Raw genomic sequence first — 15,910 nt, 5'->3', positions numbered from 1 at the left:
GTTCGCGCGGGCGGTCAGGCGACCACGAGCTGCTCGACCAGGTCGTCGACCCGGGTGCGTGCGTCGGTGGGCAGCCCGGAGTCGGTCACCAGCACGTCGACGTCCGCGAAGGTGGCGAACACCCGCAACCCGGTCGTGTGCCACTTGGTGTGGTCGGCCAGGACGACGGTGCGCCCAGCGCAGTGGATGAGCGCCCGGTTGGTCGCCGCCTCGTCGAGGTTCGGCGTGGTGAGCCCGACGTCGGGGTCGACGCCGTGCGCACCGAGGAACGTCTGGTCGACCCGCAGGCCCACCAGAGCAGCCTCGGCGAGCGGTCCGACGAGCGCGTCCGAGGGCGTCCGGGAGCCGCCGGTGAGGATCACCTCGAGTCGCGGGTCGTTGGCGCGGTAGAGCGTCTCGGCCACGGGGAGGGAGTTGGTGACGACGGTGAGGGGGCGAAGGTCGGGCGACGCGACGATCTGCGCGGCCAGGAGGTGCGTCGTCGTGCCTGCGCTGAGCGCGATCGACGAGCTGGGGGCGATGAGCCGCGCCGCGGCCTCCGCGATCACGCGCTTCTCGCCGGCCTCGCGGCCGCTCTTCGCGGCGAACCCCGGCTCGTGCGCGGTGGTGTGCGGGGAGACTGCGCCCCCGTGCACCTTGCGGACCAGGCCTTGGTCGGCGAGCTCCATGAGGTCCCGGCGGACCGTCATGTCGGAGACCTCGAGCTCTCGGGTGAGGTCGGCGATGCGCACGGCCCCCTGGTCACGTACCTCGGCGAGGATCCGTTCCTGACGCTGCGATGCGAGCATGGTGCACAGTATTGTCCAGATCGCCGATAATTCCAACACGATCGAACACGACCGAACACCTGGGAAGTCCGTCGACGCCGGCGCACCACCCGCGACGTCGGTGCGCTCAGCTCCCGGACCCGACCACCGTGACGCCGAGCGAGCGGCCCGCGAGCCCGCGCGGTCGGCGCGAGAGCCCGCCGGCGATGTCGCGCAGCGCGACGGCGGCCGGCGACCCGGGAGCGGCGAGCACCACGGGCGTGCCGCCGTCGCCGGCCTCGCGCAGCGTCACGTCGAGGGGCACCTGACCCAGGAGGGGGACGTCGGTCCCGATCGCGTGCGAGAGGTTCGTCGCGACCCGCTCGCCCCCGCCCGAGCCGAACAGCTCGAGGCGGGACCCGTCGGGCTGGGTGAGCCACGACATGTTCTCCACCACGCCGACGACGCCCTGCTGCGTCTGCATCGCGACCGAGCCTGCCCGCTCGGCGACCTCGGCCGCGGCGACCTGGGGAGTGGTCACGACGACGATCTCGCTGCCCGGCAGGAGCTGGGCGACGGAGATCGCGATGTCCCCGGTCCCGGGCGGCAGATCGAGCAGGAGGACGTCGAGGTCGCCCCAGTAGACGTCGGCGAGGAACTGCTGGAGGGCACGGTGCAGCATGGGCCCGCGCCAGACCACCGGCTGGCCCGGCGGCACGAACATGCCGATGGACACGACCTTGACCCCGTGCGCGATCGGGGGGAGGAGCATGTTGTCCACGCGCGTCGGCTGCCGGTCCACCCCGAGCATGCGCGGGATGGAGAACCCGTAGATGTCGGCGTCGACCACACCGACGGACAGCCCGTCCTGCGCGAGCGCGACCGCGAGGTTCGCCGTCACGGACGACTTGCCGACCCCGCCCTTGCCCGACGCGACCGCGTAGACCTTCGTCAGCGAGTCCGGCTTGGCGAACGGGATCTCCGGCTCACCGACGCCGCCACGCAGCATCGTGCGCAGGTCGGCCCGTTGCTCGGCGGTCATGACGCCCAGCTCGACCTGCACGTCCGCGACACCCTCGACCGCGCGCACCGCCGCCGTGACGTCGCGCACGAGCGTGTCGCGCATCGGGCACGTCGTGACGGTGAGGTCGACCCCCACCGTGACGGCGGCGGCCCCCCCGCGCTCCTCCAGGTCGACCGAGCGCACCATCCCGAGCTCCGTGACGGGGCGGCGGATCTCCGGGTCGAGGACGGTCGCGAGGGCGGCGCGGACCGCGTCCTCGAGCTGGGCGGTGCGGGCGTCGGGCATGGCTCCATCGTAGGTCGGCACCGGGCCGACGCGGAGCCCGGGGCCAGACGCAGGGCGCTCGCCGCGAACCGCTCCGTCCGTCACTCCCGCGGCGCGGCCTCGTCGTTCCGGGCCGGTCTCGCCGACTTCTCCTCGAGCTCCTCGAGCAGGTTGCGGATCTCGGACCGCACGAAGTCGCGCGTCGCGACCTCGCTCAGCGCGATGCGCAGCGCCGCCATCTCGCGCGCGAGGTACTCCGTGTCGGCGAGGTTGCGCTCGGCACGCTGGCGGTCCTGCTCCGCGGTGACGCGGTCGCGGTCGTCCTGCCGGTTCTGGGCGAGCAGGATGAGAGGCGCCGCGTAGGAGGCCTGCAGCGACAGCATCAGGGTGAGCGCGGTGAAGCCGTTGGCCGCGTTGTCGAACCGCAGCTCCTCGGGACCCCACGCGTTCCACACGAGCCAGGCGGCGCAGAACACGGTGAGGTACACGAGGAAGCGGGGCGTGCCGAGGAATCGCGCGACACCCTCGGTGATCCTGCCGACGGCGTCCTGGTCGACGCGGACGCGGGGAAGCAGCGAGCGCCGCGACGAGCGCGGCGTGTCCAGACGGTCAGCCACGTGCACGCTCCGCCCTCGACCGCAGGACCGTCTCGTCGCGCGACGACTCGACCGCAGGGTCCTCGTCGCTCTCGCGCCAGTCGTCGGGCAGCATGTGGTCGAGCACGTCGTCGACGCTGATCGCGCCCAGGAGCCGCTTCTGGGAGTCGAGCACGGGGACGCAGAGCAGGTCGTACGTCGCGAGGATCCTGGTCACGCGACCGAGTGGCGCGTCGGGGGACACTCCTTCGACGTCGGAGTCGAGCACGGAGCCCACGGCGGCGTGCGGGGGCTCGCGCAGCAGGCGCTGGAAGTGCGCGACGCCGAGGAACCGCCCCGTCGGCGTCTCCAGCGGCGGCCGGGCGACGAAGACCATCGAGGCGAGCGCGGGCGCGAGATCCTTGCGGCGGATCTGCGCGAGCGCGGTCGCGATCGTCGTCTCCGGGCCGAGGACCACCGGCTCGGACGTCATCAGACCGCCCGCGGTGTCCTCGTCGTAGGCGAGCAGCCGCCGCACGTCGCGCGCCTCCGACGGCTCCATGAGCTCGAGGAGCTCGGACGCCTGGGCCTCGGGCAGCTCGTGCAGCAGGTCGGCCGCGTCGTCGGGCTGCATGGCCTCCAGCACGTCCGCGGCACGGTCGTTGTCGAGGCCCGAGAGGATCGCGACCTGGTCGTCCTCCGGGAGCTCCTCGAGGACGTCCGCGAGGCGTTCGTCGTCGAGCGCGACCGCGACCTCGAGGCGGCGCGCGTCGGCGAGGTCGTGGATGACGTCGGCGAGGTCGGCGGGCTTCATGTCGTCGTACGCGGCGAGCAGCATCGCGGCGCCCTGGGCGCCGTCGGTGGCCGCGAGCCCGGTCACCGCGTCGACGGGCACCACGAAGGTGTCCCCGCGACGACGCAGCCGCAACGTGCCCTTGTGCTGGGTCTGACGGCGCACGTAGAGCTGCGTGACGAGCCAGTCCCCGGTGCGCTGGCGCTCCATCGCGAGGTCCTCCACGGTGGCGCCGCCGGACCCGTCGACGAGCTCGACGCGGCGTTCCAGCAGCTCGCCGACGGCGAGCGTCTCCAGCGCACGCTGCTCGAACCGGCGCATGTTCACCACCCCGGTCGAGATCACCTGCCCGGCGTCGATGCTCGTCACGCGGGTGAGCGGGAGGAACACCCGTTTGCGACCAGCGACCTCGACGACGAGCCCGACCGCGCGGGGGGCGCCCTTGGGGCGCACGAGCACGACGACGTCGCGCACGCGCCCGACCTGGTCCCCGATGGGGTCGAACACGCTGGTCCCGGCGAGGCGCGCGACGAAGACGGTGGTGGATGCGCTCACGGCGCCAGCCTACGCACCCGGCGCACGCGGCGCCGATGGCTCGCCCGTCGTCCTCGCGTCGCAGGGTCCGGTGGGGGACACTGTGCGCATGAGCATGTCTCGCCAGAACGCCGCCCCTCGTGTCCCGACCCCGCCACGTGGCGAGGAGATCGCGTCGTACGCGACCTACCTCGAGGCGCAGAAGGCGGTCGACTACCTGTCCGACAGCAAGTTCGCGGTCGAGCTCGTCACGATCGTCGGGGCCGACCTCAAGATGGTCGAGCGGGTCATGGGCCGCCTCACCTACGGCCGGGTCGCGCTCGCGGGCGCGCTCTCCGGCGCATGGTTCGGCCTGTTCGTCGGACTGCTGCTCTACATCTTCTCCGCGGGCGGAGCCGTCGTGCTGACTGCGATCGCGATCGGTGCGGGCTTCGGTCTGCTGTTCTCCGTGCTGTCCTACGCGCTCACGCAGGGTCGGCGCGACTTCACGTCCTCGAGCCAGATCGTCGCGTCGTCGTACGCGATCCTGTGCGCGTCGGAGCGGGCCGGCGAGGCGCGCCAGCTCCTGTCCCAGCTGCCCGACGCCGCGAGCGGCGTCCGCGTCACGGGAGCCGCGACCCCGGGCGCGTCCGCGCAGCCGCCGGCGAACCCCACGTGGGGCGCACCGCCGCCGCAGCCCTCCGCCCAGCAGCCCTCCGCCCAGCAGCCGTCCGCCCAGCCGCCGCAGACCACCGCGTCGGACCAGCCCGGGCCCGAGCGGACGCCCGACCCGCGCTGGACCACCCCGAGCGGCGAGCCGCGCTACGGCGCCATGCGGCCGACGTCGGACGCGCCGCCGGCCGAGGACGAGCCGGGCCGCACGCCCCCGCCCGCCTGACGCTGGGTACGAGGCGGGAGGCGGGGGCGCGCGGACCGGCTGCGCGGGACCGGCCGCAGGTCGGTGACGCCGGTTCGTGCCGGTGACGCCGGTCAGTCGCGCAGCGACGCCATCCAGGCCTCGACGTCCTCGGGCCGTCGCGGGAGCGCGGCGGACAGGTTCTCGTTCCCGTCCGCCGTCACGAGCACGTCGTCCTCGATGCGCACGCCGATGCCGCGGTACTCGGCAGGGACAGCGAGGTCGTCGGCCTTGAAGTACAGCCCGGGCTCGATGGTGAAGACCATGCCGGGCTCGATCACGCCGTCGACGTAGAGATCACGACGGGCCTGCGCGCAGTCGTGCACGTCGAGGCCCAGGTGGTGGCTCGTGCCGTGGACCATCCAGCGGCGGTGCTGCTGCCCGTCGGGCGACAGCGACTCCTCGGCGCTCACCGGGAGCAGGCCCCACTCCTCGAGGCGGGCCGCGACCACCTCCATCGCGGCGGCGTGCACGTCGCGGAACCGGGCCCCGGGCACGGCGGCGGCGAAGGCCGCGTCGGCGGCGTCGAGCACCGCCTGGTACACGCGCCGCTGCACGTCGGTGTACTCGCCGTCCACGGGCAGCGTCCGGGTCACGTCGGCCGTGTAGAGCGAGTCGACCTCCACCCCGGCGTCGAGCAGCACGAGCTCGCCCGGACGCACGGCCCCGTCGTTGCGGATCCAGTGCAGCGTCGTGGCGTGGTCGCCGGCCGCGGCGATGGTCTCGTAGCCGACGGCGTTGCCCTCGAGGCGCGCGTGCGCGTCGAACGTCGTCTCGACGACACGCTCGCCGCGTCGGTGCCCGAGCGCGCGCGGCAGGTTCCGCACGACCTCCGAGAAGCCCGCGATCGTCGCGGCGACGGCGTCGCGCATCTGCTCGACCTCGTGGGCGTCCTTGACGAGCCGCAGCTCCGAGACCGCCTCGACGAGTGCCGCGTCGGTGCGCTGGTACGCGATCCGTGCACGTTCGAGCCACTGCGCCTCGGTGACCTGCTCGTCCTCGACCCGGGCCCCCGCGTCCTGCGTCGTGCCGTCGAGGCCGGACTCGGCGCGGATCGCGTCCACGAGGTCCTCGACCGCCTCGTCCGCACCGGTGACGACGAGCAGCGCCACGCCGTCGGCGCCGACGTCCTTCGCGAGCGCGTCGCGCAGGCCGTCGACGTGGCGGGCGTCGATGCCCGTGCGCGTCGCGACGTCGTCGAGCGACGGCCGGGCCCCGACCCAGAACTCGCCGTACCGGGCGTCGGCGTAGAACTCCTCCGTGTCGCGCGCGGCGAGCGGCCGCACGTACAGCACCGCGCGATGGGCGCTGCGGCCTGAGCCGTCCTCGCCACCACGACCGCCGCTGTCGCCCGTGCCGGGTTCCACCGGGTGCAGGACGAGCACCGTGTCCGGGTCGGTGTCCCAGCCGGTCCCGGTGAGGTGCGCGAAGGCCGAGTGCGGGCGGAAGCGGTAGTCGGTGTCGTTGGAGCGCACCCGCAGCGGGCCCGCCGGGATGACGAGGCGGGCGCCGGGGAAGCGTTCCGACAGCATCGCCCGCCGTGCCGCGGCGAACGGCGCGGCACGCGCGGGCTCGACGTCGAGCGCGGCGCGCGGTGCCCAGCTGCTCGTGACGAACGCCTTGAACGCGTCGGACTCGGGGCGCTGGGACCTGTTGCTCCCGCGCTCGCTCACGTCCTGGTCGACGGGTGGCTCGGTGGTCTCGGGGGTGACGGGGGTGGCGTCGGTCATGCTCCCAGTGTCGCACCGCGCCCGCGCCCGAAGTCGGCGAGCGCGCGGCCGAGCACGCGGTTGAACGCGTCCGGTGCCTCGCTGTTCACGTCGTGGCCCGCGCCGGGGACGACGACGAGCGCGGCGTCCGCCGCGGCCGCGAGGTAGCGCTGCTCGTCGAGCCGCATGCGGTCCCGCGCACCGTTGACGAGCCACAGCGGGACGTCGAGGGCGCGCACGTGGGGGAGCCACGACCGGCCGGCGAGCTGGGACAGGGCGTCGGTGACGATCCCCCAGCCCGGCCGGTGCGCGGTGGTGGCCGTGACCGTCCCGCCCGGCAGCACCGAGGCCGTGTCGGCGCCGCCCGGCACGGACCCTGCGCCGCGCGCGAACGTGCCCCAGGCCGCGACGCTGGTGCGGGCGCTCCAGCGCGCGGCACGGGCGAGCGTGCCGCCGCCGGCGACGACGAGACGGGCCACGTCGCGGAAGAGCGCGACCGGCTTGCCCTTGGGGTCCGAGGTGCAGCCCGCGACGACCACACCGGCGAGGTTCGCGGGTCGCCGTGCGGCCCACGCGAGACAGGTGTAGCCGCCGAGCGAGAGGCCCACGAGCACGACGGGCCGGTCCGGGCCGAAGGACGCCACGGCGTCGTCGAGGACCTCGAAGGACCGTGCGAGCGAGAACCGCTCCCCGTGCCGGGTGCCGTGCGCCGGCAGGTCGACGGCGACGGCGTCGTGACCGAGCGCGCGCACGTGCGCGACCTGGCGCTCCCAGATCCTGCTCGAGGTGCGCATGCCGTGCACGAACACGATGGCGGGGGGCTGGTGCGGGCGGGGCGCGGTGATGGTGGTCATTGCTCTCGACGGTCGCACCCGGACCTGGGACTCGCATGGGGGCGGTCCGTGCCCGGTGTGAACATCGTGTGCGGGTCCCGTACCTCACTATCCTGGGCTGGTGCGCATCGACCTCCACACCCACTCGACCGTGTCCGACGGGACGCAAGAACCGGGCGAGGTCGTGCGGGCCGCGGCGGCCGCGGGGCTCGACGTCGTCGCGCTCACCGACCACGACACGACGGCGGGATGGGCCCGGGCCGCCGACGCGGCGCTGCGGCACCGCGTCGCTCTCGTGCGCGGGGCGGAGATCTCGGCGCGCGCGGGCGGCGTCAGCGTCCACGTCCTGTCCTACCTGCACGACCCTGCGCACGTCCCGCTGCTCGACGAGCTGGACCGCACGCGCGACGCGCGCACGACGCGGGCACGTCGGATGGTCGAGCTCGTCGGTCAGGACTTCCCGGTGACCTGGGAGGACGTGCTCGCGCAGACGGCCGAGGGCACGACGATCGGCCGGCCGCACATCGCGGACGCGCTCGTGGCCGCGGGCGTCGTGGCGGACCGCTCGGCCGCGTTCGCCACGGTCCTGGCGGCCGGGACCGCCTACTACGTGCCGCACTACGCGCCCGACGCCGCGACCGCGGTCGCGCTCGTGCGTGCCGCCGGCGGGGTGCCCGTCCTCGCGCACCCCGGCGCCCGGATGCGCGGTCGCGTGGTGGGCGACGAGGTGATCGAGGAGATGGCGGGCGCAGGCCTGGCGGGGCTCGAGGTCTTCCACCGCGACCACGACGCGCAGCAGCGCGAGCGTCTCCAGGGGCTCGCGCAGGACCTGGGCCTGTTCGTGACCGGGTCGAGCGACTATCACGGTGCCGGCAAGCCCAACCGCCTCGGGGAGAACACGACGGCCCCCGCGGTGCTGGAGCAGATCGTGGACCTGGGCCGGCTGGACGTGATCCGGTGAGTGCGGCGGACCGGGTGGACGGGCGGGCGGGCCGATGAGCGACGTGATCGACGTCCGTCTCTTCACCGAGGTGTTCGTCACGCTGTTCGTCATCATGGACCCGCCGGGCACGGTGCCGGTGTTCCTCGGGCTCACGAGCGCGATGGGGGCCAAGCAGCGCAACCAGGCGGCGCGGACCGCGATCCTCGTCGCCTTCGGCGTGATCGTCGTGTTCGCCGTGTTCGGGCAGCAGATCCTCAGCTACATGCACATCTCGCTGCCCGCGCTGCAGACGGCGGGCGGGCTCCTGCTCCTCCTCGTGGCGATGGAGCTGCTGACCGGCAAGATGGAGGACCCGCAGCCCTCGGGGAACAAGGGGGTCAACGTCGCGCTCGTGCCGCTCGGCACGCCGCTGCTGGCCGGGCCGGGGGCGATCGTCGCGACCATGGTGTTCGTGCAGCGCGCGCAAGGCCAGGGCGGCGGTCTCCCCGAGTGGGTCGCGATCGTCGCCGGGGTCGTCGCGGTGCACGTGTGCCTGTTCCTCGCGATGCGGTTCGCGAACGTCATCCACCGGGTGCTGGGCGACTCGGGCACGATCCTCGTGACCCGCATCGCGGGGCTCCTGCTGGCCGCGATCGCGGTCCAGCTCATCGCGGACGCGGTCACGGAGTTCATCCGGACCGCGTAGTCGCCCGTCGTCGCGCCCGTCGTCGTACGGTCGGACGCCCTCGTTCGACCGTCAAACATGGGATGTTAGGCTCTTTCGATGTCACAGCCGATCACCCCGCCCCGCAAGGTCTCCGAGCTCGTCGTCGAGCGGCTCACGGAGCGCGTGGAGCAGGGGCAGTGGCCGGTGGGTTCGCGGATCCCGTCCGAGCCGGAGCTCGTCGCCGAGCTCGGCGTCGGGCGCAACACGGTGCGCGAGGCGGTCCGCGCGCTCGAGCACGCCGGCATCCTCGAGCCCCGGCGGGGCGACGGGACCTACGTGCGCGCGTCCAGCGGGCTCGACGCCGCGCTCGGGCGGCGTGCGCGGACGGCACGCGCTCTCGACGTGCTCGAGGTCCGGGGCGTCCTCGAGCGCGGGGCAGCCAGGCTGGCGGCCGCGCGGGACGACGCGGGAGCGCTCGCCCGGCTCCGGGCTGCTCTGGACGACCAGGTGCGCGCGCGCTCGGGCACCGGGCCGGGGTCCGACGCCGCGTTCGAGCGGGCGGACGTCGCCTTTCACTCGGAGGTCGTGCGTGCCGCGGGCAACCCCCTCCTCGCCGAGCTCTACGACGGGCTCGACCACGCGCTCGTGCGTTCGACCGCCGCCGGCGACGCGCGTCGTCACGACCGCGAGGTCCCCGGGCACGAGGAGGTCGTCGACGCCGTCGCGGCGGGTGATCCGGACGGGGCCGAGCGTGCGGTCGCCCGGACCATCGCCACCGTGCGGGCACAGCTCCTCGGAGCGACCGAGGCCGGTACCCCCGGACCGTCCGGACGATGACCACGCTGCGCCGCCCCCTGAGCGTGGGGGCCGCCGTCGCGATCGTCCTGGCCGCGCTCAACCTGCGACCCGCGGTCGTGGCCGTGTCTCCCCTGATCGGAGAGATCCGTGCCGCCGAGGGGCTCAGCGCCGCAGCGGCCGGTCTGCTCACGACCCTGCCCGTCCTGTGCTTCGGGGCGCTCGCCCCCGTCGCACCCGCACTCTCACGCAGGCTCGGCCTCGAGCGCACGCTCTTCGGCGCGCTCGTGCTGCTCTGCGTCGGCTTCGCCGTGCGGCTCGCCCCGACCACCACGGCGCTGTTCGTCGGGACCGTCGTCGTCGGCTGCGCCATCGGGCTCGGGAACGTGCTGCTGCCCGCGCTCGTCAAGCGGGACTTCGCCGACCGCGTCGGCCTCATGACGAGCCTCTACTCCATGGCGCTGGCCGGTGGCGCTGCGCTCGCCGCCGGTCTGACGCTGCCGGTCGCCGAGGCTGCCGGCCTCGAGTGGCGGGGTGCGCTCGCGACGTGGGGGCTGCTCGCCGTCGTGGGAGCGCTCGTCTGGGCGCCGCGCGCGGTGCGCGCCGACCCGGCGCTGCCGAACCCGCTTCCGGCGGGCATCGCCGCAGGCACGGTCGGAGGGTCCGGGTCGGCACGGTCCGTGTGGCGCAGCCCGCTCGCGTGGGCGGTCACGGTCTTCATGGGCGTGCAGTCGCTGTCGTTCTACGTGGTCAACGCGTGGCTGCCGGAGATCTTCGTCAGCGCGGGCAGCACGGCCGAGGCCGGCGGCTGGCTCCTCGCGCTGTGCAACCTGTGCGGCATCGTGGGGTCCTTCGTCACGCCCCTCGTCGCCGGGCGGATGCGCCGTCAGCGAGCGATCGGGATCCTGCTGGCAGGATGTATCGGCGCGGGACTCGCCGGGCTCGCCCTCGTCCCCGGCGCCGGGGTGCTGTGGGTCGTGCTCCTCGGGCTCGGGCAGGGTGGCGGGATCAGTCTCGCGCTGACCCTCATGGCGTTGCGCGCGCCGGACGCGGCCCGGACCTCCGAGCTGTCCGGCATGGCCCAGAGCGCGGGCTACACGCTCGCGGCGTGCGGGCCGATCGGCGTCGGGCTCGTGCACGACATGACCGGCACGTGGTCCACGGCCCTGCTGCTGCTCGTGGGGGCCGCCGTCGTCCAGGGCGTGGCGGCCTGGTTCGCCGGACGCGACGCGCACGTGCGCTGAATCCGGACCGGAGGTACGCGAGCCCTGGGACCGTCCGCGCGACACCGTGGTCGGGCGGACGGTCCCGGGTCCGGGAGGAGCTACTCCGCCGCGGGCGGCGCGCCACCCTGGTCCGGAGGCGTCACGGGCCTGCCGCCGCGCGTGCGGCGGCGGTTGCGCGACCGACGTCGGCGCTCGCCGCCCTCGCCCGACCCGCTCGGGCTCGGCGCTGCGCCGCCCTCGCCGTCCTGGCCGGCGACGTCGGGCCGCGGAGCCTGCTGCCGCGCATCGCCGCCCTCGCGACGGTCGTCCCGGCCGCGTCCGCCGGAGCGCTCGCCGCCACGACCGCTCGTCCGCCCGCCGGAGCGCTCGCCGCCGCGGCCCCCCGACCGCTCGCCGCTCGGGCGCGCCTGCGTGTGGCGCTTGCCGGTCTCGCCGAGGTCCTCGAGCACCTCGGCGTCCAGACCCGCGAGCGTGCGCCGGCTCTTCGGGAGGCGGCCCTTGGTGCCCTCGGGGATGCCGAGGCCCGTGTACAGATGGGGGGACGTCGAGTAGGTCTCGACCGGCTCGGGGATCCCGAGGCCGAGCGCCTTGTCGATGAGCGACCAGCGGGGCAGGTCGTCCCAGTCGACGAACGTCACCGCGGTGCCGGTGTTGCCCGCGCGGCCGGTGCGGCCGGTGCGGTGCAGGTAGGTCTTCTCGTCCTCGGGGCACTGGTAGTTCACGACGTGCGTGACGTCGTCGACGTCGATGCCTCGTGCGGCGACGTCGGTCGCGACGAGCACGTCGATCTTGCCGTTGCGGAACGCGCGCAGCGCCTGCTCGCGGGCGCCCTGGCCCAGGTCCCCGTGGATCGAGCCTGCGGCGAACCCGCGGTCGACGAGCTCGTCGGCGACCTTGGCGGCCGTGCGCTTGGTGCGCGCGAACACGATGGTCCGCCCGCGGCCGTCGGCCTGCAGGATGCGGGCGAGCACCTCGACCTTGTCGAGGGCGTGCGCGCGGTAGACGACCTGGGCGATGTTCTTGACGGTCTGGCGGCCGTCGTCGTCGGGGTCGACCGCCCGGATGTGCGTCGGCTGCTTCATGTACCGGCGGGCCATGGACACGACCGCGCCCGGCATGGTCGCGGAGAACAGCATCGTGTGCCGCTGCGCGGGGGTGCGCGCGAGGAGCTTCTCGACGTCGGGCAGGAACCCGAGGTCGAGCATCTCGTCGGCCTCGTCCAGCACGACCGTGTTCGCGCGCGTGAGGTTGAGGTGACCCTGGTTCATCAGGTCGATCATCCGGCCGGGGGTGCCGACGACGACCTCGACACCGCGCTGGAGCGCGTCGACCTGCGGCTCGTACGCGCGCCCGCCGTAGACCTGCAGGACACGCACGCTGCGTCGGCGCGACGCAGTCTCGAGGTCCTTGGCGACCTGGACCGCGAGCTCGCGGGTCGGCACGACGACGAGCGCCTGCGGCTTGCCGGGGGCGGGGAGGTCGTCGAAGCCGTCCTCGCCGGGTGCGACCACGCGGTGCAGCAGCGGGACGCCGAAACCGAGCGTCTTGCCGGTACCGGTCTTGGCCTGGCCGATGATGTCGTGGGCCGACATCGCGACGGGCAGGGTCATGGCCTGGATGGGGAACGGGTGGGTGATGCCCGCGTCGGCGAGCGCGGCGACGATCTCCGTCCGCACGCCGAAGTCGGCGAACGAGGTGTTGTCGGCGTGCACGCTCGCGGCGACGGCGTGCGCGTCGGCGCTGACGTCGGGGGTGGCGTCTGTGGTGGTCACTGGTGCCTCTGTCTCGTGGAGAGCGCACGCCGCGACCTTGCCCCTGGCACCGGAAGTCCGTGCCGCCCGGGGCCCGGGCCGTCGTCGTACGCGCCTCGTGGCCGGCAGCCGATCGTGGTTTGCGTGGCGAGGTCCGTACGGACCGTCGCGCGTCGTCTCGCGCGAGGACGAAACTGTTCCTCGCACCGGTCCAGGGCTGATGAGGGCCGGTGAGGGCGTCTGCTGTCGGGACGACCGGGCAACCGATGTACCCGGCCATGGTATCGGACGCGAGCGCCGGCACGGTATCCGGGCCACTATCCTGGCGTGATGAGCGACGGCGACGGCACCAGCCCACACGCGGTCTCGACCGCGACCCTGACCTCGCAGGCCGACGACGACCGCGGCACGGGTGACGCGGTGGACCTGCTCGGCCTCGTCGCGTACACCGAGCTCGCGAGCTTCGGTCGGCTCGCGGGCGACGCCGCGCACGCCCCGACGCTGGGGCAGCGGCTCTCGCTGTCCCGGATGGCGGCGACGATGCTCGAGCGCCAGCACGCCGTGCTGGACCGCGCCACCGAGCTCGGCGGGCACCCCGAGACGTGCATGGCCGCGTACGAGGGGATGTACGACGACTTCGACGGCCGCACCCGACCGAGCACCTGGTGGGAGGGGATCCTCAAGGGCTACGTCGGACAGGGAGTCGCCGACGACTTCTGCCTGCTGGCCGCGCAGGGTCTCGACGAGCGCTCGCGGGGCGTGGTCGTCGACGCGCTGACCGTCGAGACCGCCGCGGACCGCTCTGCGCCGGTGATCGGTGTGGCCGCGGCCGACGATCCCGTGCTGGCCTCACGCCTCGCCCTGTGGGGTCGACGGGTGGTCGGCGAGGCCCTGGGCGTCGTCGGGTCGGTGCTCGCCGAACGGCCGGCGCTCGCGCGGCTGGTGGCCGACGCGATGCGCGCGGCCGAGGGCGAGCCGGGCGACGGCCCCTCGACCCAGGCCTGGGTCTTCGCCCGGCTCACCGCCGAGCACGCCCGGCGGATGGACCGTCTGGGCCTCGCGGCCTGATCCTCAGAGCGAGCCGAAACCGACCTTGCGCTGCTCCTCCGTGCCGATCTCGACGTAGCCCAGCGTCGCGGTCGGGATGATGACCCGACGCCCCTTGGCGTCGGTGAGCTCGAGCGCGGGCGCGCCCCCGAGCGCGGCGGTGACCGCCTTCGCCACGGACTCGGCGGTCTCGTCGGTCTCGACGACGATCTCGCGGGCCAGGTTCTGCACACCGATGGTGACTTCCACAGGTTCTCCTCACAGCGGCTGCGCGGACGCAGCGTTCGACGTCGTCCCGTCGCCGGCCGGTGGCGTCCACCCGCGGCGACGCCACGATCGTAGTCCGAACCGGGCCTACTGGCGTCGGAGCATGCCGTGCACGCCCCGCCAGACGAGCTGGGGGAGGATCCGGGTGACGTCGTCGGGCCCGTTCTCCGGCCGGACGGCCTCGGCCGCGGCCGCGCGACCCACCGCCGTGCAGGTCCGTGCGACGACGAGCGCGGCCGGGCCGTCCAGGTCCGTGATGCGGACGAGGACGTCCGCGAAGGCTGCCGCGATGGCGGCGTCGGGCGCGAGGACCCGTGCGCGGACCAGGGGGTCGCGCATGACGTCGGACTCGAACAGCAGCGCGGCCGAGCGTCCGGCGGCGTGGGCGTAGGCGACGTAGGCGTGGAGGATCCCCTCGATGACGGCGAGCCCGTCGACCGCGAGAGCGTCCAGGTCGCCCGGCTCCGTGCCCGGGGGTGCCTCACGGAAGGGGTCGAGCGTCTCCTGGACCGACCGCACGAGCCGCTCGCCCTGCGCGTCGACGATCGCGAGGTAGAGATCGAGCTTCGAGGGGAAGTGCCGGTAGAGGACCGGCTTGCCCACGCCGGCGCGGTCGGCGATGTCGTCCATCGAGATGTGGTGGTAGCCGTGGACGGCGAACAGGTCTTCGGCGATGTGCAGGATCTGGTCGCGCCGCTCGGACCGGGGCATGCGGCGGCGGGCCGGGCGCGCCACGTCTGCACGCGCGGCCGGCGGTGCTTGCGTGCCTGTCGCCATGACGCCGAGGATACGACCGGCACGAGGAGGTCGACCGGGGTGTACGAGGAGTGGGACGATGTCCTCGTGCCCGACCCCGTGACGTCTTCGCCGAGCGACCGCACGAGGACCGCTCGCAGGGGCGGTCCGTGGCACGTCGCGGCCCTGGTCACGTGCCTCGTCGTCGGTTCCACGTCGGGTGTGGCGACGGCGATGGTGTGGGACGCGCCCGAGCCCGAACCGTCGGTCTCGACGGTCGCGGGTGAGGCGGCTGCGACGCACGACGTCCCGGCACCGCCCACGCAAGCTGCTCCCGAGCCGCAGGCCGGTGCAGCGAGCCGCTCCGCGGCGCAGCGCCCGGTCCACGTGGACCCGGACGCCCCGACCGGCCTCGTCGTCCCGACCGACGACCCGGAACCCGTCGAGCCCGTGCCCGCCCCGCGCGCGCCCGTCACCCCGACCCCGGCGCCCGACCCGACGCCGTCCCCGGTCGAGCCGGCGGCACCCACCCCGGAGCCGGGCTCGGGCCTGCTGGGGACCGACGTCGTCGAGGACCTCGGCGGCGAGCTCGTGGTCGTCGGGGCGGCGGCGGACGCTCCCGGGGACGCTGCGACGCGATCCGTCCGTGTCGAGGTCGAGGACGGTCTCCCGGTCGACGGCGACGTCTTCGCGGACGCGGTCCTCGCCACCCTGAACGACCCGCGCGGCTGGTCGTCGGGCGACGGGGTGACCTTCTCGCGCACGGCTGGTGCGGACCCGTCGATCCGCGTGGTCCTCGCCAGCCCGGCCACCGTCGACCGGCTGTGCGCGCCGCTGGAGACCGAGGGCACGTACTCGTGCGGGAACGCGGTCGACGGCGTCGCCGTGCTGAACTTCGAGCGCTGGGTCGTCGGGGCGCCGGACTTCGGCGACGACGTCGCGACGTACCGCCAGTACCTCGTCAACCACGAGGTCGGCCACGTGCTCGGGCACTCGCACGAGTCGTGCCCCGGCGAGGGCGAGGTCGCTCCCGTCATGGTGCAGCAGTCGATCTCGACCGAGGGGTGCCTGCCCAACGGGTGGCCCTCGCCGTAGGTCGTCGGACCGCGGGTGTGGGCGGCGCGTGG

16 protein-coding genes are annotated in these 15,910 nt (G+C 74.3%); 7 read left to right on the top strand and 9 right to left on the bottom strand.

What is annotated here, in order from left to right; translation table 11 throughout:
• Positions 1 to 14: 14 nt before the first annotated feature.
• From IF651_RS04175 to IF651_RS04160, 4 genes are all read right to left on the bottom strand, one after another.
• The gene (locus tag IF651_RS04175) at positions 15 to 788 is read right to left on the bottom strand and encodes a DeoR/GlpR family DNA-binding transcription regulator (RefSeq protein ID WP_191827809.1); all 774 of its coding nucleotides are present in this window, start codon (positions 786 to 788) and stop codon (positions 15 to 17) included.
• Positions 789 to 894: 106 nt separating this feature from the next.
• The gene (locus tag IF651_RS04170) at positions 895 to 2,055 is read right to left on the bottom strand and encodes an Mrp/NBP35 family ATP-binding protein (protein WP_191827808.1); all 1,161 of its coding nucleotides are present in this window, start codon (positions 2,053 to 2,055) and stop codon (positions 895 to 897) included.
• A gap of 80 nt (positions 2,056 to 2,135) precedes the next feature.
• Positions 2,136 to 2,651, bottom strand: coding sequence for a DUF1003 domain-containing protein (locus tag IF651_RS04165; protein ID WP_191827807.1), 516 nt, complete (start codon positions 2,649 to 2,651; stop codon positions 2,136 to 2,138).
• Entirely contained in the window at positions 2,644 to 3,957 is a 1,314-nt protein-coding gene (locus tag IF651_RS04160) for a magnesium transporter MgtE N-terminal domain-containing protein (RefSeq protein WP_191827806.1), read from the bottom strand. Before IF651_RS04160 ends, IF651_RS04165 begins: the two co-directional genes overlap by 8 nt.
• Before the next feature lie 88 nt (positions 3,958 to 4,045).
• On the opposite strand from IF651_RS04160, the gene IF651_RS04155 reads away from it, so the two are divergent.
• Positions 4,046 to 4,813: a YflT domain-containing protein gene (locus IF651_RS04155; protein WP_191827805.1), complete on the top strand. Its 768-nt coding sequence runs from the start codon at positions 4,046 to 4,048 to the stop codon at positions 4,811 to 4,813.
• A gap of 92 nt (positions 4,814 to 4,905) precedes the next feature.
• On the opposite strand, the gene IF651_RS04150 is transcribed toward IF651_RS04155, so the two are convergent.
• Together IF651_RS04150 and IF651_RS04145 are read right to left on the bottom strand one after the other, a co-directional pair.
• Positions 4,906 to 6,561, bottom strand: coding sequence for an aminopeptidase P family protein (locus IF651_RS04150; RefSeq protein ID WP_191827804.1), 1,656 nt, complete (start codon positions 6,559 to 6,561; stop codon positions 4,906 to 4,908).
• Positions 6,558 to 7,394, bottom strand: a complete 837-nt coding sequence (locus IF651_RS04145) for an alpha/beta fold hydrolase (protein ID WP_191827803.1) — start codon at positions 7,392 to 7,394, stop codon at positions 6,558 to 6,560. Before IF651_RS04145 ends, IF651_RS04150 begins: the two co-directional genes overlap by 4 nt.
• Before the next feature lie 100 nt (positions 7,395 to 7,494).
• On the opposite strand from IF651_RS04145, the gene IF651_RS04140 reads away from it, so the two are divergent.
• The 4 genes from IF651_RS04140 to IF651_RS04125 all read left to right on the top strand — a co-directional run bounded on the left by IF651_RS04140 (position 7,495) and on the right by IF651_RS04125 (position 11,001).
• Positions 7,495 to 8,334 (top strand): PHP domain-containing protein, encoded by an 840-nt coding sequence (locus tag IF651_RS04140; protein WP_191827802.1) that lies wholly within the window; start codon positions 7,495 to 7,497, stop codon positions 8,332 to 8,334.
• A 34-nt stretch (positions 8,335 to 8,368) separates the two neighbouring features.
• A complete protein-coding gene (locus tag IF651_RS04135; protein WP_191827801.1) occupies positions 8,369 to 9,001 on the top strand; it encodes a MarC family protein in 633 nt (210 codons plus the stop codon).
• A gap of 78 nt (positions 9,002 to 9,079) precedes the next feature.
• Positions 9,080 to 9,799, top strand: a complete 720-nt coding sequence (locus IF651_RS04130) for a FadR/GntR family transcriptional regulator (protein ID WP_191827800.1) — start codon at positions 9,080 to 9,082, stop codon at positions 9,797 to 9,799.
• Positions 9,796 to 11,001 carry a CynX/NimT family MFS transporter gene (locus tag IF651_RS04125; RefSeq protein ID WP_191827799.1) on the top strand — a complete coding sequence of 402 codons (1,206 nt, stop codon included), beginning with the start codon at positions 9,796 to 9,798 and terminating at the stop codon, positions 10,999 to 11,001. Before IF651_RS04130 ends, IF651_RS04125 begins: the two co-directional genes overlap by 4 nt.
• Before the next feature lie 80 nt (positions 11,002 to 11,081).
• On the opposite strand, the gene IF651_RS04120 is transcribed toward IF651_RS04125, so the two are convergent.
• Positions 11,082 to 12,755 carry a DEAD/DEAH box helicase gene (locus IF651_RS04120; protein ID WP_191827798.1) on the bottom strand — a complete coding sequence of 558 codons (1,674 nt, stop codon included), beginning with the start codon at positions 12,753 to 12,755 and terminating at the stop codon, positions 11,082 to 11,084.
• A gap of 309 nt (positions 12,756 to 13,064) precedes the next feature.
• On the opposite strand from IF651_RS04120, the gene IF651_RS04115 reads away from it, so the two are divergent.
• Positions 13,065 to 13,802, top strand: coding sequence for a ferritin-like fold-containing protein (locus IF651_RS04115; protein ID WP_191827797.1), 738 nt, complete (start codon positions 13,065 to 13,067; stop codon positions 13,800 to 13,802).
• 3 nt (positions 13,803 to 13,805) lie between these two features.
• Here the strand turns inward: IF651_RS04115 and IF651_RS04110 are convergent, their stop codons facing one another.
• Positions 13,806 to 14,030: a DUF3107 family protein gene (locus IF651_RS04110; protein WP_191827796.1), complete on the bottom strand. Its 225-nt coding sequence runs from the start codon at positions 14,028 to 14,030 to the stop codon at positions 13,806 to 13,808.
• 105 nt (positions 14,031 to 14,135) lie between these two features.
• The gene (locus tag IF651_RS04105; protein WP_191827795.1) at positions 14,136 to 14,825 is read right to left on the bottom strand and encodes a TetR/AcrR family transcriptional regulator; all 690 of its coding nucleotides are present in this window, start codon (positions 14,823 to 14,825) and stop codon (positions 14,136 to 14,138) included.
• 66 nt (positions 14,826 to 14,891) lie between these two features.
• On the opposite strand from IF651_RS04105, the gene IF651_RS17950 reads away from it, so the two are divergent.
• A complete protein-coding gene (locus IF651_RS17950; RefSeq protein ID WP_338403764.1) occupies positions 14,892 to 15,878 on the top strand; it encodes a DUF3152 domain-containing protein in 987 nt (328 codons plus the stop codon).
• Positions 15,879 to 15,910 lie beyond the last annotated feature (32 nt).

This window comes from Cellulosimicrobium arenosum, assembly GCF_014837295.1.
Taxonomy (GTDB): domain Bacteria; phylum Actinomycetota; class Actinomycetes; order Actinomycetales; family Cellulomonadaceae; genus Cellulosimicrobium; species Cellulosimicrobium arenosum.
This window is presented reverse-complemented; position numbering and strand designations above follow the sequence as displayed.

What these genes read in the sequence shown, in the direction of transcription:
- IF651_RS04155 (WP_191827805.1), top strand. Translation starts at nt 4,046, where the DNA reads ATGAGCATGTCTCGCCAGAACGCCGCCCCTCGTGTCCCGACCCCGCCA.
- IF651_RS04170 (WP_191827808.1), bottom strand. Translation starts at nt 2,055, where the DNA reads ATGCCCGACGCCCGCACCGCCCAGCTCGAGGACGCGGTCCGCGCCGCC.
- IF651_RS04135 (WP_191827801.1), top strand. Translation starts at nt 8,369, where the DNA reads ATGAGCGACGTGATCGACGTCCGTCTCTTCACCGAGGTGTTCGTCACG.
- IF651_RS04105 (WP_191827795.1), bottom strand. Translation starts at nt 14,825, where the DNA reads ATGGCGACAGGCACGCAAGCACCGCCGGCCGCGCGTGCAGACGTGGCG.
- IF651_RS04145 (WP_191827803.1), bottom strand. Translation starts at nt 7,394, where the DNA reads ATGACCACCATCACCGCGCCCCGCCCGCACCAGCCCCCCGCCATCGTG.
- IF651_RS04150 (WP_191827804.1), bottom strand. Translation starts at nt 6,561, where the DNA reads ATGACCGACGCCACCCCCGTCACCCCCGAGACCACCGAGCCACCCGTC.
- IF651_RS04125 (WP_191827799.1), top strand. Translation starts at nt 9,796, where the DNA reads ATGACCACGCTGCGCCGCCCCCTGAGCGTGGGGGCCGCCGTCGCGATC.
- IF651_RS04115 (WP_191827797.1), top strand. Translation starts at nt 13,065, where the DNA reads ATGAGCGACGGCGACGGCACCAGCCCACACGCGGTCTCGACCGCGACC.
- IF651_RS04130 (WP_191827800.1), top strand. Translation starts at nt 9,080, where the DNA reads ATGTCACAGCCGATCACCCCGCCCCGCAAGGTCTCCGAGCTCGTCGTC.
- IF651_RS04175 (WP_191827809.1), bottom strand. Translation starts at nt 788, where the DNA reads ATGCTCGCATCGCAGCGTCAGGAACGGATCCTCGCCGAGGTACGTGAC.